The organism is Roseibacterium elongatum DSM 19469 (genome assembly GCF_000590925.1).
In the GTDB taxonomy this organism is placed as follows: Bacteria; Pseudomonadota; Alphaproteobacteria; order Rhodobacterales; family Rhodobacteraceae; genus Roseibacterium; species Roseibacterium elongatum.
This window is the reverse complement of sequence record NZ_CP004372.1, coordinates 1,599,292-1,621,708: the sequence shown is the minus strand read 5'-3', so window position 1 is coordinate 1,621,708 and position 22,417 is coordinate 1,599,292. Positions and strand designations below refer to the sequence as shown.

The 22,417-nt window shown below is 65.5% G+C and carries 25 protein-coding genes; 14 read left to right on the top strand and 11 right to left on the bottom strand.

What is annotated here, in order from left to right:
* The first annotated feature begins 9 nt into the window (after positions 1–9).
* The 11 genes from ROSELON_RS07850 to rpmE all read left to right on the top strand — a co-directional run bounded on the left by ROSELON_RS07850 (position 10) and on the right by rpmE (position 6,918).
* Positions 10–597 (top strand): FMN-dependent NADH-azoreductase, encoded by a 588-nt coding sequence (locus tag ROSELON_RS07850; RefSeq protein WP_025311865.1) that lies wholly within the window; start codon positions 10–12, stop codon positions 595–597.
* Positions 598–659: 62 nt separating this feature from the next.
* Positions 660–1,175 (top strand): hypothetical protein, encoded by a 516-nt coding sequence (locus ROSELON_RS07845; RefSeq protein ID WP_025311864.1) that lies wholly within the window; start codon positions 660–662, stop codon positions 1,173–1,175.
* Between the two features lie 248 nt (positions 1,176–1,423).
* Positions 1,424–2,926, top strand: coding sequence for a signal recognition particle protein (ffh, locus tag ROSELON_RS07840; protein WP_025311863.1), 1,503 nt, complete (start codon positions 1,424–1,426; stop codon positions 2,924–2,926).
* Positions 2,923–3,471, top strand: coding sequence for a GNAT family N-acetyltransferase (locus ROSELON_RS07835; RefSeq protein ID WP_038650303.1), 549 nt, complete (start codon positions 2,923–2,925; stop codon positions 3,469–3,471). Before ffh ends, ROSELON_RS07835 begins: the two co-directional genes overlap by 4 nt.
* Before the next feature lie 91 nt (positions 3,472–3,562).
* Positions 3,563–3,859: a chorismate mutase gene (locus ROSELON_RS07830; RefSeq protein ID WP_025311861.1), complete on the top strand. Its 297-nt coding sequence runs from the start codon at positions 3,563–3,565 to the stop codon at positions 3,857–3,859.
* Positions 3,860–3,905: 46 nt separating this feature from the next.
* Positions 3,906–4,277 carry a 30S ribosomal protein S16 gene (gene rpsP / locus ROSELON_RS07825; RefSeq protein WP_025311860.1) on the top strand — a complete coding sequence of 124 codons (372 nt, stop codon included), beginning with the start codon at positions 3,906–3,908 and terminating at the stop codon, positions 4,275–4,277.
* A 90-nt stretch (positions 4,278–4,367) separates the two neighbouring features.
* A complete protein-coding gene (locus tag ROSELON_RS07820) occupies positions 4,368–4,586 on the top strand; it encodes a hypothetical protein (RefSeq protein WP_025311859.1) in 219 nt (72 codons plus the stop codon).
* Positions 4,579–5,088, top strand: coding sequence for a ribosome maturation factor RimM (gene rimM / locus ROSELON_RS07815; RefSeq protein ID WP_025311858.1), 510 nt, complete (start codon positions 4,579–4,581; stop codon positions 5,086–5,088). Before ROSELON_RS07820 ends, rimM begins: the two co-directional genes overlap by 8 nt.
* 149 nt (positions 5,089–5,237) lie before the next feature.
* The gene (gene trmD / locus ROSELON_RS07810; protein WP_025311857.1) at positions 5,238–6,044 is read left to right on the top strand and encodes a tRNA (guanosine(37)-N1)-methyltransferase TrmD; all 807 of its coding nucleotides are present in this window, start codon (positions 5,238–5,240) and stop codon (positions 6,042–6,044) included.
* Positions 6,045–6,301: 257 nt separating this feature from the next.
* On the top strand, positions 6,302–6,685 hold the full coding sequence (gene rplS, locus ROSELON_RS07805; RefSeq protein WP_025311856.1) for a 50S ribosomal protein L19: 384 nt from the start codon (positions 6,302–6,304) through the stop codon (positions 6,683–6,685).
* An 11-nt stretch (positions 6,686–6,696) separates the two neighbouring features.
* Positions 6,697–6,918 (top strand): 50S ribosomal protein L31, encoded by a 222-nt coding sequence (rpmE, locus tag ROSELON_RS07800; protein WP_025311855.1) that lies wholly within the window; start codon positions 6,697–6,699, stop codon positions 6,916–6,918.
* A 91-nt stretch (positions 6,919–7,009) separates the two neighbouring features.
* Here rpmE and ROSELON_RS18705 read toward each other — a convergent pair whose 3' ends face one another.
* On the bottom strand, positions 7,010–7,804 hold the full coding sequence (locus ROSELON_RS18705; protein ID WP_245605432.1) for a hypothetical protein: 795 nt from the start codon (positions 7,802–7,804) through the stop codon (positions 7,010–7,012).
* Entirely contained in the window at positions 7,801–8,289 is a 489-nt protein-coding gene (locus ROSELON_RS18700; RefSeq protein ID WP_245605431.1) for a hypothetical protein, read from the bottom strand. Before ROSELON_RS18700 ends, ROSELON_RS18705 begins: the two co-directional genes overlap by 4 nt.
* A 166-nt stretch (positions 8,290–8,455) precedes the next feature.
* On the opposite strand from ROSELON_RS18700, the gene ROSELON_RS07790 reads away from it, so the two are divergent.
* Positions 8,456–9,265: a division plane positioning ATPase MipZ gene (locus ROSELON_RS07790; RefSeq protein ID WP_025311854.1), complete on the top strand. Its 810-nt coding sequence runs from the start codon at positions 8,456–8,458 to the stop codon at positions 9,263–9,265.
* A 294-nt stretch (positions 9,266–9,559) separates the two neighbouring features.
* On the opposite strand, the gene ROSELON_RS07785 is transcribed toward ROSELON_RS07790, so the two are convergent.
* From ROSELON_RS07785 to asnB, 9 genes are all read right to left on the bottom strand, one after another.
* Positions 9,560–11,290, bottom strand: coding sequence for a hypothetical protein (locus tag ROSELON_RS07785; RefSeq protein WP_156945892.1), 1,731 nt, complete (start codon positions 11,288–11,290; stop codon positions 9,560–9,562).
* Positions 11,291–11,439: 149 nt separating this feature from the next.
* Entirely contained in the window at positions 11,440–13,122 is a 1,683-nt protein-coding gene (gene rpsA, locus ROSELON_RS07780) for a 30S ribosomal protein S1 (protein ID WP_025311852.1), read from the bottom strand.
* Positions 13,123–13,394: 272 nt separating this feature from the next.
* Positions 13,395–14,231, bottom strand: a complete 837-nt coding sequence (locus ROSELON_RS07775; RefSeq protein WP_025311851.1) for a hypothetical protein — start codon at positions 14,229–14,231, stop codon at positions 13,395–13,397.
* The gene (locus tag ROSELON_RS07770; protein ID WP_156945891.1) at positions 14,231–14,740 is read right to left on the bottom strand and encodes a hypothetical protein; all 510 of its coding nucleotides are present in this window, start codon (positions 14,738–14,740) and stop codon (positions 14,231–14,233) included. Before ROSELON_RS07770 ends, ROSELON_RS07775 begins: the two co-directional genes overlap by 1 nt.
* A gap of 35 nt (positions 14,741–14,775) precedes the next feature.
* Positions 14,776–15,387 carry a (d)CMP kinase gene (locus tag ROSELON_RS07765; protein WP_025311849.1) on the bottom strand — a complete coding sequence of 204 codons (612 nt, stop codon included), beginning with the start codon at positions 15,385–15,387 and terminating at the stop codon, positions 14,776–14,778.
* Positions 15,384–15,902 carry a hypothetical protein gene (locus ROSELON_RS07760; RefSeq protein WP_025311848.1) on the bottom strand — a complete coding sequence of 173 codons (519 nt, stop codon included), beginning with the start codon at positions 15,900–15,902 and terminating at the stop codon, positions 15,384–15,386. The genes ROSELON_RS07765 and ROSELON_RS07760 overlap by 4 nt, the downstream gene beginning before the upstream one ends.
* 4 nt (positions 15,903–15,906) lie before the next feature.
* The gene (aroA, locus tag ROSELON_RS07755) at positions 15,907–17,253 is read right to left on the bottom strand and encodes a 3-phosphoshikimate 1-carboxyvinyltransferase (RefSeq protein ID WP_025311847.1); all 1,347 of its coding nucleotides are present in this window, start codon (positions 17,251–17,253) and stop codon (positions 15,907–15,909) included.
* Between the two features lie 198 nt (positions 17,254–17,451).
* Positions 17,452–18,156, bottom strand: coding sequence for a tRNA (guanosine(46)-N7)-methyltransferase TrmB (gene trmB, locus ROSELON_RS07750; RefSeq protein ID WP_025311846.1), 705 nt, complete (start codon positions 18,154–18,156; stop codon positions 17,452–17,454).
* Between the two features lie 71 nt (positions 18,157–18,227).
* The gene (asnB, locus tag ROSELON_RS07745; RefSeq protein WP_025311845.1) at positions 18,228–19,754 is read right to left on the bottom strand and encodes an asparagine synthase (glutamine-hydrolyzing); all 1,527 of its coding nucleotides are present in this window, start codon (positions 19,752–19,754) and stop codon (positions 18,228–18,230) included.
* An 87-nt stretch (positions 19,755–19,841) separates the two neighbouring features.
* On the opposite strand from asnB, the gene ROSELON_RS07740 reads away from it, so the two are divergent.
* On the top strand, positions 19,842–20,978 hold the full coding sequence (locus ROSELON_RS07740; RefSeq protein WP_025311844.1) for a site-2 protease family protein: 1,137 nt from the start codon (positions 19,842–19,844) through the stop codon (positions 20,976–20,978).
* A gap of 29 nt (positions 20,979–21,007) precedes the next feature.
* Complete coding sequence (cls, locus tag ROSELON_RS07735) at positions 21,008–22,417, top strand: cardiolipin synthase (RefSeq protein ID WP_025311843.1); 1,410 nt, start codon at positions 21,008–21,010, stop codon at positions 22,415–22,417.

The window sequence follows — 22,417 nt, the reverse complement described above, 5'->3', positions numbered from 1 at the left end:
GATCTTCACATGCCCCAGACCGTTCTCCGCATAGATGCCTCCGCCCGCCGCGAAGGCTCCGTGTCGCGCGACCTGACCGACCGCATCCTCGCCCGCCTCGCCCCCGAGGCGCAGGTGACCGTGCGCGACTTGGCCCATGGCCTGCCCCTGATCGACGCGGACTGGGTCGAGGCCAATTTCACCCAGGCCGAGGCCCGCACCCCGGCGCAGCGCCAGACCCTGGCGCTGTCCGACACGCTGGTGGCCGAACTGACCGCCGCCGACCTGATCGTGATCGGGTTACCGATCTACAATTTCGGCGTGCCGGCCGCGCTCAAGGCCTGGGTGGATCAGGTCGCGCGTGCCGGCGTCACCTTTCGCTACACGGAAGCCGGCCCCGAGGGGCTGCTGACCGGCAAACGCGCCATCGTCGCCGTCGCTTCGGGCGGAACCGAGGCCGGGTCCGAAATCGACTTCGCCACCGGCTACCTGCGGCATGTGCTGGGCTTCATCGGCATCACCGAGGTCGAGGTGGTCGCCGCCGACCGGCTGATGCTGGATGCCGACAGCAGCCTGAAAAAGGCCAGCGCACAGGTCGACACCCTGCGCGCGGCCTGATCCCGCACCCTGCCGCACGCGCCCCGTTCTCGCGGGGCGCGCCGCGTGCTAGGCTCCGGGGCATGTGGAAACTGGCCCTTGCCCTTGTCACCCTGCCGCTGGCCGCAGCGGCGCAAACCTGCACGCTGGATTTCACCGTGACCATCACGCAAGGGGTCGGCCCCTTCCCCCCCGGGGCCGAGGTGCAGGGCCATGCCACCTATACCGCCGAAGGGCGCTCCTTCCGGCAGGAGGGGGGCGCCACCGCCCATATGGTCGAGGGCGAGATGGTGCTCGACGGGCTCAGCCACGGCGATGTCTGGACCCTCATCACCACGTCGCGCGCACAGGCCGCAGATCTCGTGGGCCTTTACGTGGCCCGCGCCGAGGGGTTCAGCTTTGCCGGGGTCGAATTCGACGGCCCCATGCAACTGACCCTGTTCGGCGAACCGGGCGCGCGCGCCACGAACGATCCGCCCAGCACGCAGGCCGATTTCGACCTGATGAACCTGCGCCGCGCCTTTACGCTCCATTCCCACCGCAGCGGGCGCGACATGCTCTCGGGCGAAGTCACGCGCCTGATCGCGCAATGCAGCTGACCGCCCGCCACGCTTGACTCGCGGCGCCTGTGCGCGTAACGACCCGCCGACAACCCGGAACGCGCCAGCTTTCCGGTCCTGTGCCATTCGGCAGGATCGCCCCCCGTCAGCGAGGATTCGCCCACGGGGGTCAAGGTCCGTTCGGGCATCGCCCATCGGAGCCTGCCGGATCGGCTGACAGGGCCTTGGTGCAACCCGGACCGCCCCTTACCTTTGGGGCACCCGAGACGAAAAGGGGGCAATGGCCCATGTTCGAGAACCTGTCAGAACGCCTTGGTGGCGTCTTTGATCGCCTGACGAAACAGGGCGCGCTGTCCGAGGATGACGTGCGCACCGCCATGCGCGAGGTGCGCGTCGCCCTGCTCGAGGCCGATGTCTCGCTGCCCGTCGCGCGGCAATTCATCAAGGCGGTCGAGAAAAAGGCCACCGGCGCGGCCGTCACAAAATCGGTCACGCCCGGCCAGCAGGTCGTCAAGATCGTCCATGACGAATTGGTCCATGTCCTGACCGGCGACGAAGACCCCGGCAAGCTGAAGATCGACAGCCCGCCCGCGCCGATCCTGATGGTCGGCCTGCAGGGCTCGGGCAAGACGACGACCACCGCCAAGCTGGCCAAGCGTTTGAAAGAGCGCGAGGGCAAGAAGGTGCTGATGGCCTCGCTCGACACCAACCGCCCCGCGGCCATGGAACAGTTGGCGATTCTCGGCACCCAGATCGGCGTCGACACCCTGCCCATCGTCAGGGGCGAGGACCCCGTCGCCATCGCCAGGCGCGCCAAGACGCAGGCCAGCCTTGGCGGCTATGACGTCTACATGCTCGATACCGCGGGCCGGTTGCATATCGACGAGGAACTGATCGCCCAGGCCGCCGCCGTGCGCGACGTGGCCAACCCGCGCGAGACGCTGTTGGTGGTCGACGGCCTGACCGGTCAGGACGCCGTGAACGTGGCCGAGGAGTTTGACGACAAGATCGGCGTCTCGGGCGTCGTCCTGACCCGGATGGACGGCGACGGGCGCGGCGGGGCCGCCCTGTCAATGCGCGCCATCACCGGCAAGCCCATCCGCTTCGTGGGCCTGGGCGAAAAGATGGACGCGATCGAGACCTTCGAGCCCGAGCGCATCGCCGGCCGCATCCTCGGCATGGGCGATATCGTATCGCTTGTCGAAAAGGCGCAGGAAGTGCTCGAGGCCGAACAGGCCGAGCGCATGATGAAGCGCTTCCAGAAGGGTCAGTTCAACATGAACGACCTCAAGGGCCAGCTGGAACAGATGCTCAAGATGGGCGGCATGCAGGGCATGATGTCGATGATGCCCGGCATGGCCAAGATGCAAAAGCAGCTTGATGACGCCGGCATGGACGACAAGGTGATCAAGCGCCAGATCGCGCTGATCCAGTCCATGACGAAAAAGGAACGCGCCAACCCCGCCCTGTTGCAGGCCAGCCGCAAGAAACGCATCGCCGCCGGCGCGGGGCAGGATGTGTCCGACCTCAACAAACTGCTCAAGATGCAGCGCCAGATGTCTGACGCGATGAAAAAGCTCGGCAAGATGGGCAAGAAGGGCATGATGAAGGGCGGCCTTGGCGCGCTGATGGGCAAGGGCGCGCCCGAGGCGCTCAAGGGCATGGACCCGTCCAAGATGGACCCCGCCGAAATGGAAAAGGCCGCGCGCCAGATGGGCATGGGCGGCCTGCCCGGCCTTGGTGGCGGCGCCCTGCCCCCGGGCCTCGGCGGGTTCGGCAAGAAGAAATGATCGCGCATCTGACCGATACACCGGTCCTGCGGACCGAGCGGCTGGTTCTGCGCGCGCCCAAGGCGTCGGATTTCGACGCCCTGGTCCCGTTCATCACCTCCGACCGGGCGCGCTTTGTCGGCGGTGGCGCGGACAAGACGCTCGGCGATGCGTGGCGCATTCTCGCGATCTTTGCGGGCCACTGGCATCTGCGCGGCTTTGGCCTGTTCGTCGCCGAAGACGCTCGCACCGGCACACCCATCGGGTCCGTCGGGCCGTGGTATCCCGGGGACTGGCCCGAGCACGAACTGGGCTGGACGATCTGGGCCCCCGAGGCCGAGGGCAAGGGCTGTGCCTTCGAGGCGGTGATGCGCGTGCGCGCCCATGCCTATGACGATCTCGGCTGGCAAACGGCGGTCAGTTATATCGACGAGCGCAACGACCGCTCGCTGGCGCTGGCCCGCCGGCTTGGCTGCACCCGTGACCTGGACGCCACCCGCCCCGACCGCGACGAGCCGCTGCAGGTCTGGCGTCACCCCGCCCCGGCCGAGGAGGGCGGCCAATGACCCGCCGCCAGCCGCCTGTGTATGTACGGCCCGTGTACGGGGTGTGTACGCCCTGTGCCCCCCGCCCCACCGCCCTGTCAGAGGCCCGCCCATGACCGATGCCACCACCCGCGCCGCCGAAATCCTCAAGGGCCACCGCGAGTCGATCGACCGCCTCGACGCGATCCTGATCTACACGCTCGGCGAACGGTTCAAGCACACCCAGGCCGTCGGCAAGCTCAAGGCCGAACACGACCTTCCCCCGTCCGACCCCGCGCGCGAAGCCGCCCAGGTCGCACGTCTCGAAGACCTGGCCGAACGGGCCGATCTCGACCCGGTTTTCGCTAGGAAATTCCTGCGCTTCGTCATCGACGAGGTCATCCGTCACCACGAACAACACCAATCGTAGGGCGGAATTTATCCCGCCTTCACAAGCCATATCAAGGAGTTACACCATGGCAATGAAAATCCGACTGGCCCGCGGCGGCTCGAAAAAGCGTCCCTTCTACCGCATCGTGGCCACCGACAGCCGCATGCCCCGCGATGGCCGCTTCATCGAAAAGCTCGGCACCTATAACCCGCTCCTGCCCAAGGACAGCGAAGAGCGCGTGAAGATGAACATGGAGCGCGTTCAGTACTGGCTCGACCAGGGCGCCCAGCCCACCGACCGGATCAGCCGCTTCCTCGAGGCCGCCGGCGTCGTCGAAAAGAAAGAGCGCGCCAACATGAAAAAGGCCCAGCCCGGCAAGAAGGCGCAGGAACGCGCCGAGGAAAAGGCCGCCAAGGCCGCCGCCGCCGAGGCGCCGGCCGAAGAAACGGCCGACTGATCAGGCCATTATCGGGCGCGCACCCATTCGGGCGCGCCCGGTGCGACCGGGCATATTGGCACGATCCGACACCCAGCGCCAAAGCGCGTCATGGCTCTGCCGCCGGAGGGTTACATGATCCTCGTGGCGTTGGGCCTTGCCGCCATAGGCATCTATTTCCTTGTCTTCGGAGATGCGCCCGCGCGCCTTGTCGGGGTCGTGTTCATCGCAATCGCGGCGGTGTTCGCCTTCCTTATGTGGGTGGCCCTGACACAGGACCGCGCCGCACTGCCCCCGCCCCCGACCGCGAGAGGAGCTGTCCATGGCTGACAAGGTCTGTGTCGGCGCAATCGCCGGTTCCTTCGGCGTGCGCGGCGAGGTGCGGCTGAAGAGCTTCTGCGCCACCCCCGACGACATCGCCACCTACGGCCCGCTGAGCACCGAGGACGGCCGCCGCAGCTTCGATATCCAGCTGACGCGCCCCGTCAAGGCGGGTTTCGCCGCCCGCCTCTCGGGCGTCACCTCGAAGGAGGCGGCCGACGCCCTGCGCGGCACCCGCCTCTTCGCCCCGCGCAGCGCCCTGCCCAGCCTGCCCGACGATGAATATTACCATGCCGACCTGATCGGCCTGTCCGCTCAGGACACCGGCGGCCAGCCCCGCGGCAAGGTCTCGGCCGTCCTGAACCATGGCGCCAGCGACCTGCTGGAGTTGCGCGTGCCCGGGCAGAAAGGCACCGTCCTCGTCCCCTTCACGCTCGAGATCGTGCCCACCGTGGATCTGGCCCAGGGTCGGATCGTCATCGACCCGCCCGAGGGTCTCTTCGACGACTGATCCCATCTTTATCCCTCAAATATGCCCGCGCGGACCGCGCCAGCGCCCAATGGGGCTCGATGCCCCTTTGCGCGCTTTCCCGGGCGACGGCAGGGCCGGCGCAAACCCTGCCCATTGCGCAGGGCGGCAACCCATCTTAATCCCACCTCATGACAAACCCGCCGTCGAAATCCCATGGTCGCCTGTCGATCTCGGCCAATCTGACGCCCCGCGATCTGATGGACGAGAGCAAACGCCTGCACGGGGCGTGGTGCGCCAAGATCGTGACCCTCTTCCCCGACGTGTTTCCCGGTGTGCTGGGGGCGTCGCTGACCGGCCGCGCCCTCAAGGATGGGCTTTGGGCGCTCGAACCGATCGACCTGCGTCCCTTTGGTACGGGCAAGCACCGGCAGGTCGATGACACGCCGGCTGGCGGCGGTGCGGGCCTGGTGATGCGCGCGGACGTGCTGGGCCGTGCGCTGTCGATGGCGGCCAGGGGCACGCCCGACGACCCCGCCCGCTGGCCGCGCGTCTATCTCAGCCCGCGCGGCAAACCCTTCACGCAAGCCGACGCACGGCGGTTTGCACGGGCCGAGGGGATGACGATGCTCTGCGGCCGTTTTGAAGGCGTTGATGAGCGCGTGATCGAAGAATACGGGCTGGAGGAAATCAGCCTTGGCGATTTCGTCCTGACCGGCGGCGAGATCGCCGCGCAGGCCGTGCTGGACGCCACGGTGCGGCTGATCCCCGGCGTTCTGGGCAACGCCGCCTCGACCGAGGAAGAGAGCTTCTCCGACGGTTTGCTGGAACACCCCCAATACACCAAGCCCGCCGAATGGAAGGGCCGCAAGATCCCCGATGTGCTGCTGTCGGGGCATCATGGCGAGATCGAAAAATGGCGCCGCGCCGAGGCCGAGCGCCTGACGCGGGCGCGCCGCCCCGATCTTTGGGCGGAGTACCTGAAACGAAAGGGTTGATCGCCCGCCCCGCCCCCCTTATACGGCGCAGGTCCGGGGCCGGAATCGGTCAGCCGGATCGTCGTTCTTTTTACCGCGTGCGCACCTTCGGCGACCGCAAAGGCGGGAGCGACATGACAAGGCAAGGATTGACCGCATCTCCGGCGGGCGCCCCCGAAACGGGATCAAGGCGGACCCGGTCGAAGTTCGGAGCTCTGGGTTGACGAGACACCTTCGCGGGCACAACCGCGAGCATCGATAGATAGGAGACGGGTCCAATGGATCTGATCGCACAACTGGAGGCCGAGCAGATCGCCGAGCTCGGCAAATCCATCCCGGATTTCAAGGCAGGCGACACCGTGCGCGTCGGTTACAAGGTGACCGAGGGCACCCGCACCCGCGTGCAGAATTACGAGGGCGTCTGCATCGCACGCAAGAACGGCAGCGGCATCGCCGGGTCGTTCACCGTGCGCAAGATTTCGTTCGGCGAGGGCGTCGAGCGTGTCTTCCCCCTCTACTCGACCAACATCGAGTCGATCGAGGTGGTCCGCCGCGGCCGCGTGCGCCGCGCCAAGATGTACTACCTGCGCTCGCGTCGGGGCAAATCCGCCCGGATCGCCGAGGACAGCACCTACAAGCCCAAGCCGGGCGCCGAAGCGTAAGGAGCGGCGAGATGAAAAAGGATATCCATCCCGATTATCACGTCATCGACGTGAAAATGACGAACGGCGACATCGTGCAGATGCGCTCGACCTGGGGTTCGGAAGGCGACACCCTGTCGCTCGACATCGACCCCTCGGTGCACCCGGCATGGACCGGCGGCGGCACCCGCCTGATGGACCAGGGCGGCCGCGTGTCGAAGTTCAAGAAGAAATACGAAGGCCTCGGCTTCTGAGCCGTATCGCCGCGCTGGATGTTTTCAAACGCCGTCCTTCGGGGCGGCGTTTTTCTTTGCGTTCACCGCGGCGCGCCTGTTTCGGGCGGTATCACGCGTATCCCGCGACCGGAGCGTGGGTCGCGAACACATGGCGTCGCCCCAGCATGCTGCGCTGTGCCTCCTCCGCCCGGCGCAGCCGCAACAGCAGAGTCAGCCACGTCAGTTCCAGCAGGTCGCGCTGCGCTCGGCTGCCGCCGAGACGTTCATGCTGCCCCATCACGGGTGCAAGCTGGTCCAGTGCAGTCTCGAATTCGCCCCGGGCAATGGCGCCCCAGGCCCGCGCCACCGGTCGAACGAGGTCAGCCGCATAGCCTTTCTGCACATCGACAAGCACCCCCAATCGATCCCCCTCGCCCGCCATGGCATGGGCGAGCGCCGCATGCATATCGACAAAGCTCTGGCCCGGCTCGGGAAAGAAACGGGCGGCATAGGCGCTGATGTCGTGCCAGCGGTCGGGTGCGACCACGGCTCCGGCAATCTCGGCCCGCCACAGAAGTGCGGATGTGTCCGTCAGGATGTTGATTGGCAACGACCTCGACGCCCCCGGCTTGATCGCCGTGTCCAGCGTATCCCACATGGCGGCGAAGTCGCCCCGGTCCAGCGCCCAGAGCGCCCGGTGCCAACTCAGGTGCCCATGCAGGACAGCGCGGCGATCATAGCCCGCGATCCAACGATCCAGAAACGATCGGCCGGCCTCCGCCTCGCCAGTCTCGGATAATGTATGGGCCTTGAAATGCGCGCCATTGGCATTTGAGTCATTCAGGGCAAGCGACCGGTCCATCAGGGTTAGCGCCTCGTCCAGGCGGCCCACCTCGCATAGCGACAGGGCGTGCATCGACATCATCCACCAATCCTCGCCATAGGCGGGCAAAAGACGGGCCTGTAGGCCAGCAACTCGGCCTCCCGCCCGACAACGCCCGAAAAGCCGATGAGACCGAAGATGTTGGTGCAGATCTGAGCCACCAACGCGTCGCGCGGAAACACGTCGATATGGGCGAGAACGGCGGCTCGCGCCTCTGGCATGCGCCCATCGACAAGCAAGCCCAATACGGCGATATGGGCCTTTTCGCGGTCACTGAGGCCGCCGGTCAAAGCGCGGGCGCGGGCCATGGCGGCCTTTGCCCGTGGCGCATCGTTTTCATACATGGCGGCCCGCGCGAGACCGGCATGGGCCAGCGCGAACCCGCAATCGGCGGCGATGGCCTCTTCGAACGCATCGCATGCCCCCCAAGATGCCGCCAGAACATGATCGATACCGCTGCAATAGGCCTCGGTCGCCCTTTCGGACCCTGTCCCGAGGGCATTGCCGTAGCGATCCGAGCGGGTCATCGATATCCTCCCCTGTCGATGCGCCTGTCCAAGTGCCGATGCAGCGGAGTCGCACAGCGGCGAAATTCAGACGGGACAAGCTTAACCTTCTGCACCCGTTTTCGTATATTCGGCCCATAAATCGCGCCCCATTGCACGAGGGCGCCCATATGTTGGGGAACGGGCCGTGGCACATATCATCGTCCTTGGGAACGAAAAGGGCGGGTCTGGGAAATCGACCACCGCGATGCATGTGGCGACGGCTCTGGCGCGTTTGGGGCATGTCGTGGGCGCGTTGGATCTGGACCTGCGACAACGCAGTTTCGGTCGCTATGTCGAGAACCGGCAGAACACCATTGCCAAACGTGAGATGGATCTGGCCTGTCCGATCCTGATGGATCTGCCCGATCTCAGCCCCGATGATCTGGCGCCGGGCGAGAACATCTATGATCGCCGCCTGTCGGCTGCCGTGGCCGAGCACGAGGCGCGTTGCGATTTCATCGTCATCGACTGCCCCGGCAGTCACACGCGCCTCAGCCAAGTGGCCCACAGCCTTGCCGATACCCTGATCACGCCGATGAACGACAGTTTCGTCGATTTCGACCTGCTGGCGCGCATCGACCCCGAGACCTACGAGATAAAGGGCCCCAGCGTCTATTCCGAGATGGTCTGGCATGCCCGGCAGTTGCGCGCCCGCGCCGGGCTGGAGCCGATGGACTGGATCGTGGTGCGCAACCGCCTTGGCGCGCAGGAAATGCACAACAAGCGCAAGGTCGGGCGCGCGATGGAGGACCTGTCGAAACGCATCGGCTTCCGCGTCGCGCCGGGTTTCAACGAGCGCGTGATTTTCCGCGAACTGTTCCCCACGGGCATGACATTGCTGGACCTGCGCGAACTGGGGGTCGAACGGCTGAACATCTCGAACCTCGCGGCCCGGCAGGAGTTGCGCGACCTTGTCCGTGCGTTGAACCTGCCCGGTGTCGAGGTGGATTTCTGAGCCGCCAACCCGGTTGGCGGGGCACAGCCCTGCACAGGGGCTTGATGTGCAGGGCTGGCCGGTATTGGTGACATCCGGCAGGGCTGTGGGGACAGACCGGATGTCATCGCGGGATCACCCCCGCTGCGGGGCGAAGGGAACACGCCACCGGTAACAGCTTTGCGACAGGTCCGGCGCTGCGCGCCGCTTATCCACAACTAATCGCAAAACCCAAAGAAAAAGGCCCCGCGCATCCCAGCCCTTTGCAGTAAATGTTGCAACCGCCGAAGATGTTCTTCGGCGGTTGTTTCCTCTTCAGGCGAAGAGGTCTTTCGCGTAGATTCTACCTTTCGCCAGCCCCAATTTCATCGCCGGCGTTTCCTTGGTCTTGTGATGCCCCATCCAGTTATGGACGAAGCGGTAGATCTCGATGATTTTCACCATTGTCCCAGGATTGTAGAGGTAGTGTCGGTCCCAAGCCCGGCCATTGTTGCTGGGTGTATGCCCCGGACGCGCGGCGAAGCGCAGATTACTGCGCACTTTGTGAAAGTATTGATCGACGCTGCGTAGGGTTGCGAGGCGCATTAGACGGGCTCGCCGATCTGGGTCCATCTCGGGCCGATCTGTCAGGATCCGCACCTTTCGGTTTGGCTCTGCCTTGGTATGAAACGGCCAATCGAACGGAGCGTCGAGAGGATGACCGACGAGCATCTGGCTGATGATATGATCAGTGATCTTAATCGCGTCTTCCGCGGGCATTGTGCTCCATTGAGATCTTCCAATGCCTGACGCGAGTTCCAACGCGATCTTGCCGTCATTGACGATCATATTCCGTTGATCGTTGGACTTGTGCTTGTCGAACGCGACGACTGCAATGTCGGCCTTTCCTTCTTTGATCCGGGGCGCGAAGGCGGAAATGAAGGACAGCGCCAGACCGGAATCCCCGTCGAGAACGAAAACAAATCGCTCATCTCCCTTTCCGAGGCATCGACGCAAATAGAAGGCGTGAGCGGCTTGCAGAATGTCTTGACGCACCAAGGCACCGCGATGGGGTAGTTGGAGGCCGAGATCGACTTCAGGTGCCTCCAAAGGATGGATGGAGACCTTCTGGGTGATCTTGTCTATGTATTTTTTGAACTCAGACTCAGGCCATACCCGTGCCTGTTGGCGGAACGCGCGGGGTAAGGCGAAATCCCCGACGGCAATCATCTCTGCCTCGACATCTGGTAGATCAACATCGGGATCGAGTGCAAGATGAGCGGCCATGATGTATCCGCTATTCGCGTGGGCCGTGCAGAGGTGCTGTGCGGCGATCTGTGCCCGAGTGCGCTTATTCGGCCAGTTGAGATGCAAGGTTTGGGAGTCGGTGGCAAAGCGGCGGCCGACGGTTTCCCAGCGCACGACCTCGAACATCCTTTCGCGCGTGGCGTTGAAGTCGATGACCTGGTCGTAGATGAAGTCGATCTTGGCATACACATCCCGCGCCGACATCTCCGTGAAATCGCAAATCTTCGAGATCGGGGTGCCGTTCGTCAAAAGCCATAGGATGTCGCGGTTGGTGTGGCTGCGCTTCTGCCGGCGGATACTCGATCCCACTGAATAGGACTTCAGGCAGGCCTTACACTTCCACCGCTGTGCGCCGTTCGCGGTCTTCCCCGACTTGCGATAGAGGTCAGGATACGCATCGCGGCCCTTGCCGTGATTACAGCATCCCTCGTTCTGGCAGGCATCTTTCGGCGTCGCCGCTACATAAACCTTCCGCAGGCGTTTGTATTCCTGAACGATGGCCCGGTTGTTCTTGAGAATGGAATGATGGCCGCAGGCTCCGCACGCATACGATTTCTCAGATCCAGAGCCTATCACCTTTCCGTGCGGTTGGTTCGATTTGACAGTGCTGCGGTTTTTCCCTCTTCTGTCATAAGGGTCTGGCGGCACCGTAAATAGCCCGCATTGCGGATTGCGGCAGAAGTTGATGTCGATCCCAAGGCAAGGCTGCGGCAACCGCCGTTTCGGATCTGTCGAAGATATTTTCGAGAGTGCGTTCAACGAAAACCCCTGGAAAACCGCCACATACTGTGTGGTCAGGGGGAAGGTTGGCCAAAATCTGGCCAACCTAAGAAATCACTGCATCATTTACTGCAAAGGGCTGGCCGCGCATCGCGGGGCCTTTCCACATGTCGAACGAGGGGATTGCCTCAGTCGTTGTTCTGCTTGAGGGCAGCGCCGAGGATATCGCCAAGCGAGGCGCCGGCATCGGACGAGCCGAACTGTTCCACGGCCTCTTTCTCTTCGGCGATCTCGCGGGCCTTGATCGACAGGCCCAGACGGCGCGACTTGGCGTCGACATTGGTGACGCGCACGTCGACCTTGTCGCCCACCTGGAAGCGCTCGGGGCGCTGCTCGGCGCGGTCACGCGACAGGTCCGAGCGGCGGATGAAGGACTTCATGCCCTCATACTCGACCTCGATGCCGCCATCCTCGATCGCGGTGACCTCGACAGTGATGATCGAGCCACGCTTCACGCCGTCCACGGCCTCGGCGAAGGGATCGCCGTCAACCGCCTTGATCGACAGCGAGATGCGTTCCTTGTCGGTGTCGACTTCGGTCACGACCGCCTGGACGACATCGCCCTTGCGGTAGTTCTGGATGGCGTCCTCGCCACGACCTTCCCAGGTCAGGTCGGAGAGGTGGACCATGCCGTCGATGTCGTTGTCGAGACCCACGAACAGACCGAACTCGGTGATGTTCTTGACCTCGCCCTCGACCTGCGTGCCGACGGGGTATTGTTCTTCGAACACTTCCCACGGGTTGCGCATGGTCTGCTTGAGACCCAGCGACACGCGACGCTTGGCGGTGTCGATTTCCAGCACCATGACCTCGACCTCTTGCGAGGTGGAGACGATCTTGCCGGGGTGCACGTTCTTCTTGGTCCAAGACATCTCGGACACGTGGACCAGACCCTCGACGCCGGGCTCCAGCTCGACGAAGGCACCGTAGTCGGTGATGTTCGTCACGCGGCCGGTATGCACCGAATCCAGCGGGTACTTGGCTTCGACGGCATCCCACGGGTCGGCCTGCAGCTGCTTCATGCCCAGGCTGATACGGTGGGTTTCCTTGTTGACCTTGATGACCTGCACCTTGACGGTTTCGCCGATCGACAGGATTTCCTTGGGGTCGTTGACGCGGCGCCACGCCATGTCGGTGACGTGCAGCAGGCCGTCCACACCACCCAGATCGACGAAGGCGCCGTATTCGGTGATGTTCTTGACCACGCCGTCGACCACGTCGCCCTCGTTGAGCTTGGCGATGACCTCGGCGCGCTGTTCGGCGCGGCTTTCTTCAAGGATGGCACGGCGCGAGACCACGATATTGCCGCGGCGGCGATCCATCTTGAGGATCTGGAACGGCTGCTTGAGGCCCATCAACGGGCCGGCATCGCGCACCGGGCGCACATCGACCTGAGAGCCGGGCAGGAAGGCCACGGCACCGCCCAGATCGACGGTGAAGCCACCCTTGACGCGGCCGAAGATGGCGCCTTCGACGCGCTCTTCGTCGGCATAGGCTTTTTCCAGACGGTCCCAGGCGGCTTCGCGCTTGGCCATTTCGTGGCTGATGACAGCCTCGCCGCGCGCGTTCTCGACGTTGCGCAGGTAAACCTCGACCTCGTCGCCAACGGCGATCTGGGGGGCTTCACCGGGGGCTGCGAATTCCTTGAGATCGACGCGGCCTTCCATCTTGTAGCCAACGTCGATGATGGCCTGGCCCGCCTCGATGGCGATGACCTTGCCACGCACGACCGAGCCTTCTTCGGGCGTGTCGATTTCGAAGCTTTCGTTCAGGAGGGCTTCGAATTCCTCCATGGTTGCTTTAGCGCACATACGGCAATCAGATCCTTTTCGGTTCTATTCTGGCCGAGCGGTTGTCTCCGCCGGTCTTTCAACGGGTTGGTCTCTTGGCGGCCAGATCAACGCAAACAATCAGGGCCGGGGAATGCCCGACCCTGCTCGAATCCGCGATGTTGACCATCGGCTTGACGCGCGCGGTATAGGCCGGACATCCCTGCAATGCAAGCCTTGGCGCGTAGGTTGGCAATCCACCCCGCGCAGCTCTCCGGTGCCGTCCATCAGCACGGCGACGGCCGCGAAGCGGATCATCGCACCCCCTGCGCGCGCGCCAGCAGCAGCACCCCGCAGGCCCCAAGCCCTGCAACCGCCACCAGCCCGATCGCAAGCGCATGTGGACCCGGCATGGCCGCAACCGTCAGGGCCAAGGCCGCGAGGGCACCACAGGCGGCAAGGCGGAGCGCGGCCGTGACACTGGTTGTCAGCACCGCCAGTCCCGCGAACACCAAGGCGACGACGATACTCCATTTGAGCCAGGCCATTGCCTCGACCCAGAAAAACTTCTGGATATCCGCGCCGATCACAGCCGATACCACGACCGAGGCAAACGCCATCGCCCAACCGAACCGTGCCGCGACGCGGCCGTACGAAATGGCAAGCACGATCAAGGCCGACAGGAACAACGGGGCGCTGACGAACCAGTTTTCGGGACGGCCGTTGACGCCGTCTTCCTCGAGCACAGCCAGCCATGTTTGCGATGCGACGGCGCCCGCCGCAGCACAAGCGAGGATCACCAGAAATGCGCCCGCCAATGCGCGCGGCCTGAGGCCTAGGGTGAGACGGAGCACACCCGCCAGCGGACGGTCGGCGAAGGTCGCCGCAAAGGTCAACGCCGCCGCCAGAAAGGCGATCATGCCGAAGAGTTCGGTGGTTTCCTCGGCGGCGGCCCAGAAGGCGTGGCTGGCACGTCTTGGGACGCCCGCCTCGTCCAGACCCGCGATTTCGAAATGCTCGAACACGGGGATCAAGGTGAAACAGACAACGCCCAGAACGATCAGGCCGGCCCCCAACCGGCTGCGGGAAAGCTGCACGAGGCCAAAGGCGGTCATGTATGCGGGCACCACCAGGATGAACGCCGCGATCATCACGCCCCACGCGGTGTCGGGCCGCCATAGGGCCAGTCTTTCGTGGAATGATCCGAGTCGTCCAAGGAAAGACCCACGAACACGAGCCCCAGGAAAAGCCAACCGAACCGAAAGACGGATCGCCTCTCGTCACGGGGCTCGGCCGCGAAACACAGCAGGAACGCAGACCCGGCCATGAGCAGCACCATGGACGAAAACCAGACCCCGAGGACGTTTTCCTGCGCCAGGTTCCCTTGCAGCAAGAGCCTGTAGGCAAGCGGCCAATCCTGCCAATCCATTTGTTCCCGCCACCAGAACTCCACCACGAGCCAAGTCGCCGCAAAACACACCAGTGTAATGAGCACCAATGTAGCGATCAGAACGAGACCTGCCTTGGCCTTCAGCGGGATCGTTACCCAAGCCTTTCCGGTTTCGTCACGTCCGATATCGCGTACTGCCGGCCGTGCGCCCATTTCTTTGGAAACAGGTGCCAAGGCATCACCTCCAATTCGCCCCTCAATAATGAACATGGCCAATAGACGTGACGCTTTGCAAGCCCTTCGAGTCAGCCGCGGCGCGCCCTGATTTCGGCCACGGCCCGGGCCACCGCCGCCTCGATACTCAGGTCCGATGTATCGACGATCGCCGCATCCTCGGCGGGGAGCAGGGGCGCGACAGCCCTGTTGGCATCGCGCGCGTCGCGCTCGCGCACATCGGACAGCACATCGGCATAGTCGGCCGCGATCCCGCGTTCGGTCAATTCGCTGTGGCGGCGGGCCGCGCGCACCTCGGCGCTGGCGGTCACGAACAGCTTGGCCTCGGCCTCGGGGCAGATCACGGTGCCGATGTCGCGCCCGTCCAGCACCGCCCCCCCTGCCCGCCGCGCAAAGGCGCGCTGATAATCGACCAGCGCGGCGCGCACCTCGGGGATGACGGCCACCTTCGACGCGGCCTGCGCCACGTCCGGGCCGCGCAGGGCATCGGGATCGGCAAGGTCCTCTTGCGTCAGGCCCTCCGCCGCGCCAACGGGGTCTTCGCCGCGCAGCATGCGCGCGCCCACGGCCCGGTAAAGAAGCCCGGTATCGAGATGGGCAAAGCCGAAATGCGCAGCAACAGCCCGGCTGATCGTGCCCTTGCCCGCAGCGGCAGGGCCATCAATGGCCACGGTAAAGCTCATCTTCTTCCCCTTCTGGCGTGAAACACCGCGAAGCCGAGGGCCGAGATCAACACGACACATGCCGCCCCCACAAGCCGGAATTTCCACAGCGTCAGCAGGCTGGCCCGCGCGACGGCCTCGGGCCGCAGGGCATCGGGCCCCTGCATCATCAACCGCGCCACGACCGCGTTCTCGGCCATGTCGAGGGCGAAATAGATCACCGCCGGCAGCGCCGCGAGGGGGGCCAGCCGCGGCGCCACGGGGCGCAGCGCCAGCACCGTACCGAAACCAAGCACCCCCAGCAGACCGATCGGAAAGATCGTGTCGGCCATGCGTTCCGGCCCTATGTAAAAGCGCCGCCCTTCTGGCCCCAGGGCCGTCAGATAGGTGCTAACCGCCGCCAGATCGTACCCCGCGATCCGGGTATCGAGCAGCGCTGCGCCCCCGGCCATCTGCCGCAGCGTCGGCACCGTCCAGAGCTGTAGCAGCCCGCCCCCGAGCAGCAGGATCGCAACGCTGGCCAGCAAGGGGCGCATGGCCTCAAGCCCTGTCGATCTCGGCCCCGAGGCCGCGCATCAGCGGCTCGAAAATCGGGAAGCTCGTGGCAATGGGGCCGCCGTCATCCACGCCCACAGGCGCCTGTGTCGAAAGACCGAGGCACAGGAACGACATCGCGATCCGATGATCGAGATGAGTGGCGCAGGTCGCGCCCCCTTTCACGCCCCCCGCGCCGCGCCCGTGCACGATCCACCAATCGGGGCCATCCTCGACCTCGACCCCGCAGGCGCGCAAGCCGTCAGCCATGGCGGCGATCCGGTCGCTTTCCTTGACGCGCAGTTCCTTGACGCCGCGCATGACCGTGGGCCCCGCGGCATTGGCCGCCACGACCGACAGGATCGGATATTCGTCGATCATGCTGGCGGCGCGGGCGGGGGGCACCTCGACCCCCGTCATGTCGGGCGAATAGCGCGCGCGCAGGTCGGCGACCGGCTCGCCCCCTTCCTCGCGCAGGTTTTCATAGGTCAGGTCGGCGCCCATCTCGATCAGCGTCTCGAACAGGCCGGCGCGCGTGGGGTTCAGCCCGATATTCGGCACCAGCACGTCCGAGCCCTCGGCGATCAGCGCGGCGCAGACCGGAAACGCCGCGCTGGAGGGATCGCGCGGCACGGTGATCGTCTGCGGCCTCAGTTCCGGCTGGCCGGTCAGGGTGATGACACGGCCCTCATCCGTGACCTCGGTGGTGATCTCGGCGCCGAAGCCCGCCAGCATCCGTTCGGTATGGTCGCGCGTCGCCTCGGCCTCGATCACGACGGTCTGGCCCGGCGCGTTCAGCCCGGCCAGCAGCACGGCCGATTTCACCTGCGCCGAGGGGACGGGCACGGTGTAGCGCACCGGCAACGGCGCGGCCGCGCCGACCAGCGTCATGGGCAAACGCCCGCCCGCGCGCCCCACCGACCGGCAGCCGAACAGCGCCAAGGGGTCCGTCACCCGCGCCATCGGCCGCGACCGCAGCGAGGCATCGCCGGTGAAGGTCACGGTAATCGGGGTCGTGGCCATCGCCCCCATGATCAGGCGCACGCCGGTGCCCGAATTGCCGCAGTCAAGCACGTCGTCGGGCTCGGCGAAGCCGCCCACGCCGACACCATGCACATGCCAGGTGCCGTCGCCGTCGCGCCTGACCTCGGCCCCAAAGGCGCGCATCGCCTTGGCCGTGTCCAACACGTCCTGCCCTTCCAGCAGACCCGTGATGCGCGTCTCGCCCACGGCCATCGCGCCCAGGATCAAGGATCGGTGCGAAATCGACTTGTCGCCGGGCACATGCGCCTCGCCCGTCAGCGCGGCGCCCTTGCGGGCCATCATCGGAACCGGATCGCCATGGCCGGACATGCGCCGCCCTCCCCTCGTGTCAGTCGCGGGGGTGATAAACGCGGGCGCGCGCCCCGTCCACACCCCGCACACACGCGCCGGTGAATTGGTGCGGCCAAGCGCCCGGTACGGGCGCAAGGCGCGGGCGATCGCCCCAACGGGGCGTGAGGCCGCGCCTCCCCCGGGCGACGCCGAAGGCGGCGCAATCCCTTTGCGGTGTCAGCGCCGCCGAAAGGTCAGGTAGTGTGGCACGCGCCCCTCGCGCAGAGCCTTCTGCTCATAGCGGGTCGAGATCCAGTCGCCCCAGGGTTCGCGCCAATCGCGCGGCCCCTCGGCCAGCCACTCGAACCCCGCGCGCGGCACCTCCTCCAGCGTCTGGCGGACATAGTCCGGGATATCGGTCGCCACGCGGAACTCGGCCCCCGGCTTGAGAACACGCGCCAGCGGCTCAAGGTGTTCGGGTGTCACGAAGCGGCGGCGGTGGTGGCGCTTTTTCGGCCAGGGATCGGGGTAGAGCAGGAAGGCCTTGGAGATGGATTGATCCGGCAGCACGTCGAACAGGTCGCGCGCATCGCCGGGATGGATGCGCAGGTTGTCCACACCGCTCGCCCGGATCTTGCCCAGCAGCATGGCCACGCCGTTGATGTAGGGTTCTGCCCCGATGATCCCGACCTGCGGGTTCTGCTCGGCCTGATGGATCATGTGCTCACCACCGCCGAACCCGACCTCGAGCCAGACTTCGCGCCCGCCGAACAGATCGCCAAGGTCCAGCGGCCGCCGCTCGGGGTTCTCGTCCCAACCGACAGGCCCGGGCGACAGGGCGGTCAGGTCCTGTTCCAGATAGACCTCCTGACTGTCGCGCAGGTGCTTGCCCTTGCGGCGGCCGTAGAAATTGCGGTGCGGGCGCTTGGGCAGGTCTTGCATGGTCACGATCCTCTGGCGCGGCGGCCCCGTCCTCTAGCCCAAGGGCTGCCGCGCCTCAATCCCCCGGGGCCTCAGACAGCCACGCGCGCGCTGCTGTCCCAGGTGCCGGCCGCGGCAAGGATGCGCTCGGGGGTCTCGAACCGCTGGCGCAGGATGCGTTCGTAAAGCGCCCCTTCGCCGTCGCGATCCACCTCGCCCACCGCGCCGGTCAGCAGGCGCAGCGCCTCGGCCAGCGTATCGACCGTGCCCGAGCCTTCGTCGAATTGGGCCTTCTTGCGCCACACCAGATCGGCGGGCAAAAGATCGGCGCAGGCCTTGCGCAGGATCCATTTCTCGGTCGTCTCGCCGGTGCTTTCCTTGGCCTGCGGGTCGGTGCGGCAGAGTTTCAGGCTGGCCGGGATCGACTGGGCGAAGTCGATCAATTCGCGGTCCAGGAACGGTGTCCGCGCCTCGAGGCTTTCGGACATGGTCACGCGGTCCACCCGTTGCAGGTTGATGTTGTGCATCGTGCCCAGGCTGCGGGTCAGCTCATCGGCCAGGGCGCGGGGGTTGTCCACGTAGTCGTGGTGATAGGCGTAGCCGGCGAACAGCTCGTCCGCCCCCTCTCCGGTCAGGACGGCCTTGACCTCTTTGACGGCCAGTTGGGCGGCGAACAGCGTCGGAATGGCCGAACGCACCAGGTCGATATCGGCGGATTCGAGATGGTAGATCACATGCGGAATGGCGTCGGCCAGATCCTGCGCCGTGAAGACATGCTCGCGGTGGTCCGATCCGATGTGGTCGGCGACGCGCCGCGCGGCCAGCAGGTCGGGCGAGCCTTCGGTGCCCACGGAAAAGGTCTTGAGCGGCCCGCGTCCCTGATCGCGCAGCCCCTTCTGCGCGATGGCCGCGATGATCGAGCTGTCGAGCCCCCCAGACAGGAAACTGCCCACTTCGACATCCGCGACCATCCATTTCGCCACGGCCTCTTCCAGAACCAGCCGCAACTCGCGCGCGGTGCGGTCCACGTCGAACTCGGCCTCGGCCTCGGCGGCGCCATGGGGCGTGCGATACCAGTGCCGCCAGCCATCGCGGCTGTCGAAAAGGGTGCCGGGCGGGATCGCCTCGACGCTTTCGACGGGCACCCCGTCAAACGCCTTGAGTTCCGAGGCAAAGGCATGGCCGCCCCCGATCCTGGCCACGTAAAGCGGCTTGATGCCCAAAGGGTCGCGCGCGGCGATCACGCGCTTGGGCGTGGCCAACACAAAGGCAAACATGCCATCCAGCTTGGAAATCCAGCGGCTTTCGCCCGAGCGGAACAGGTGCAGGATCGTTTCGCTGTCGCTTTCCGTCTCGAAGGCGCTTTCGCCAAGGATCGCACGCAGGTCAGCGTGGTTGTAGATCTCGCCATTGGCCACCAGCATGTCGCCCGTCTGGTAGATCGGCTGGTCGCCATCCTCGGGCCCGATGATCGACAGGCGGCAATGGGCCATGACCACGGGCGCGCCCTCAAGCCGCGCGACCTGCACAGCGTCGGGCCCGCGATGGGCGATCTTGTGGATCATTTTCGACGCGAGCGTTTCGTCTCCGACATTCCAGAGACAGACGAAGCCGCACATGAGGGGCCTTCCTTTCCTTTGGCGAGTGCTTAGTTTTCAAGGGACCCACCATAGTGGTCTCGGCCCGAGACGAAAGGAGGTGTGGGGATGTTTTCTCATTCGATCCGTCTGTTCGACCTGTTCGGGTTCGAAATCCGCATCGATGCCAGTTGGCTGCTGATCGCCGCCCTGATCGTCTGGAGCCTGTCCTCGGGCTATTTCCCGCAGGTTCTGCCGGGACTCGACCCCACCGGGTATCTGATCCTGTCGGTGGTGGCGATGCTGGGCCTGTTCGGCAGCCTGATCCTGCATGAACTGGCGCATTCGCTGGTCGCGCGGCGCTACGGTCTGGGCGTGGGGGGCATCACCCTGTTCCTGTTCGGTGGCGTCGCGCAGTTGGAGGACGAGCCGCAAAGCGCCGCCTCGGAATTCTGGATCGCGATCGCCGGGCCGGCGATGAGTTTCGCGCTGGCCGGGGCCTTTGGTCTGATCGCGCTCGTTGCCGGTGACGGGGTGGCCGGGATGCTTGTCGCTTACCTCGCCTCGATCAACCTGATCCTGGCGGTGTTCAACCTCGTGCCGGCCTTTCCGCTCGATGGCGGGCGGGTGCTGCGCGCCTGGCTCTGGAACCGCTCGGGCGACATGCTCGAGGCGACGCGCAAGGCCAGCACGGCGGGCACCGTCTTTGCCCTGTTCCTGATGGGTCTGGGGCTGTTTTCGGTGATGTCGGGCGGCGGCATCGGCGGGGTCTGGATGGGCCTGATCGGCCTCTTCGTGCTGAATGCCAGCCGCGGCACCTATCAGCATCTCGTCACGCAGACCAGCCTGCGCGGGGTCCGCGTGTCCGAGTTGATGACGTCCAATCCTTATTGCGCGCAGCCCGACATGACATTGGCCGATGTGGCCGATCACGTGATGCTGGCCCATGGCGTCAGCTTCCTGCCCGTGGTCGAGAACGGTGTCCTGCTGGGGCATGTGGACACCGCGCTGATGCGGGCGGTCCCCCGCGCCGAGTGGACGCGGACAGCGGTGGGCGATGTCTTTGCCCCACTGGATGACAGCACGATGATCGCCGCGCATGCCCCGGCGGCCGAGGCACTGGACAAGCTTGCCGGCGGGGGCCAGCGCAAGCTGCTGGTGGCCGATGGGCGCCGATTGCAGGGCGTTCTGAGCGTGCGCGACCTGATGGGCCATATCAGTGTCATGCAGGAACTGGGGCGCGGCGTCGGCTCCCCACCCCGCTAGGTCGACTTGGGACAGGAAAGGCTTGGGCCATGTTGCCACTGTTGATCGCTGTCGTCTCGACCCTGGGGCTTGCCCTTGCCGTTATGCTCAGCTGGCGGGCGGCGCAATCGGCGCGCACCCCGCAGGGCGCGGTGGGTTGGGTCGTGTTCCTGCTGAGCGCGCCTTATATCGGTATCTTCGTCTACGCGATTTTCGGGCCGCACCGCTACATGCGCAAAAGCCGCCTGCGGCGGGCCAGCCGCGACCTGTTCGACGACAAGCGGCCGGACCCGGCGCGGGCGGACGCGGTGGCCGTGGGGGGCTTTGATCGCCGTCCGTTCGAACGCATCGCCAATCTGCCCTTCGTCGCCGGCAACAGCGTCGACTTGCTGATCGACGGTCAGGCTGCCTTCGACGCCATGTTCGCGGCCATCGACCGGGCCGAGACGGATCTGCTGGTGCAGTTCTACACCTTTCGCGACGACAGGATCGGAACCGAGATGATCGACCGGCTGATCGCCGCGGCAGAGCGCGGGGTCGGCGTCAGGCTTTATACCGATGCGGTCGGCTCCAGCGGGTTGAGCCGCGCCGCCATCCGGCGCATGGAAGCGGCCGGGATCGAGGGGGTCGCGGGCCGACGCCGAACACCCCTTGTACGCCGGCTTCAGATCAACTTTCGCAACCACCGCAAGACCCTGATCGTCGATGGGCGCGAGGCCTTCATCGGCGGGCTTAACGTGGGTGACGAATACCTTGGACGCGACCCCGAGATCGGCGCGTGGCGCGACACGTTCTGTCGCATCACCGGGCCGATGGTGCTGCAATTGCAGGTCGTGTTTGCCGAAGACTGGCACTGGCTGACCGGGCAATCGCTGCGCAACGAGATCGGCTGGTCGCGCCCGCAGGAGACCGGCACGGTCGAGGGCCTGACCGTCGCCACCGGCCCCACCGAGGACGAGGACGGCGCATCGGCGATGTATTTCGCGGCCATCTCGGCGGCCCGCCAACGGGTCTGGATCAGTTCCCCCTATTGCGTGCCCGACCTGGCGCTGCTGTCGGCGTTGAAACTGGCCGCTGCGCGCGGCTGTGACGTGCGCCTGCTGCTGCCCGAGCGCATCGACCACCATTTGCCCTGGCTGGCGGCCTTTGCCTATTTCGACGAGTTGACCGCGGCCGGGGTCGGCATCTGGCGGTATCAGGCCGGGTTCGTGCATCAAAAGGTCTTTCTGGTCGATGACGGGCTGTGCGGGATCGGCAGCACGAATTTCGACAACCGCTCGTTCCGGCTGAACTTCGAAACGATGGGGGTGTTTCTGGATCACCCCTTGGCCGAGCAGGTCGAAGACATGCTGAGCGCCGATTTCGCAAACGCCACGCGGCTGACCAAGACCTTGGGCGAACAACCCCTCACCATCCGCCTGGGCGCGCCTCTGGCGCGGTTGGTGGCGCCTGTGCTTTAA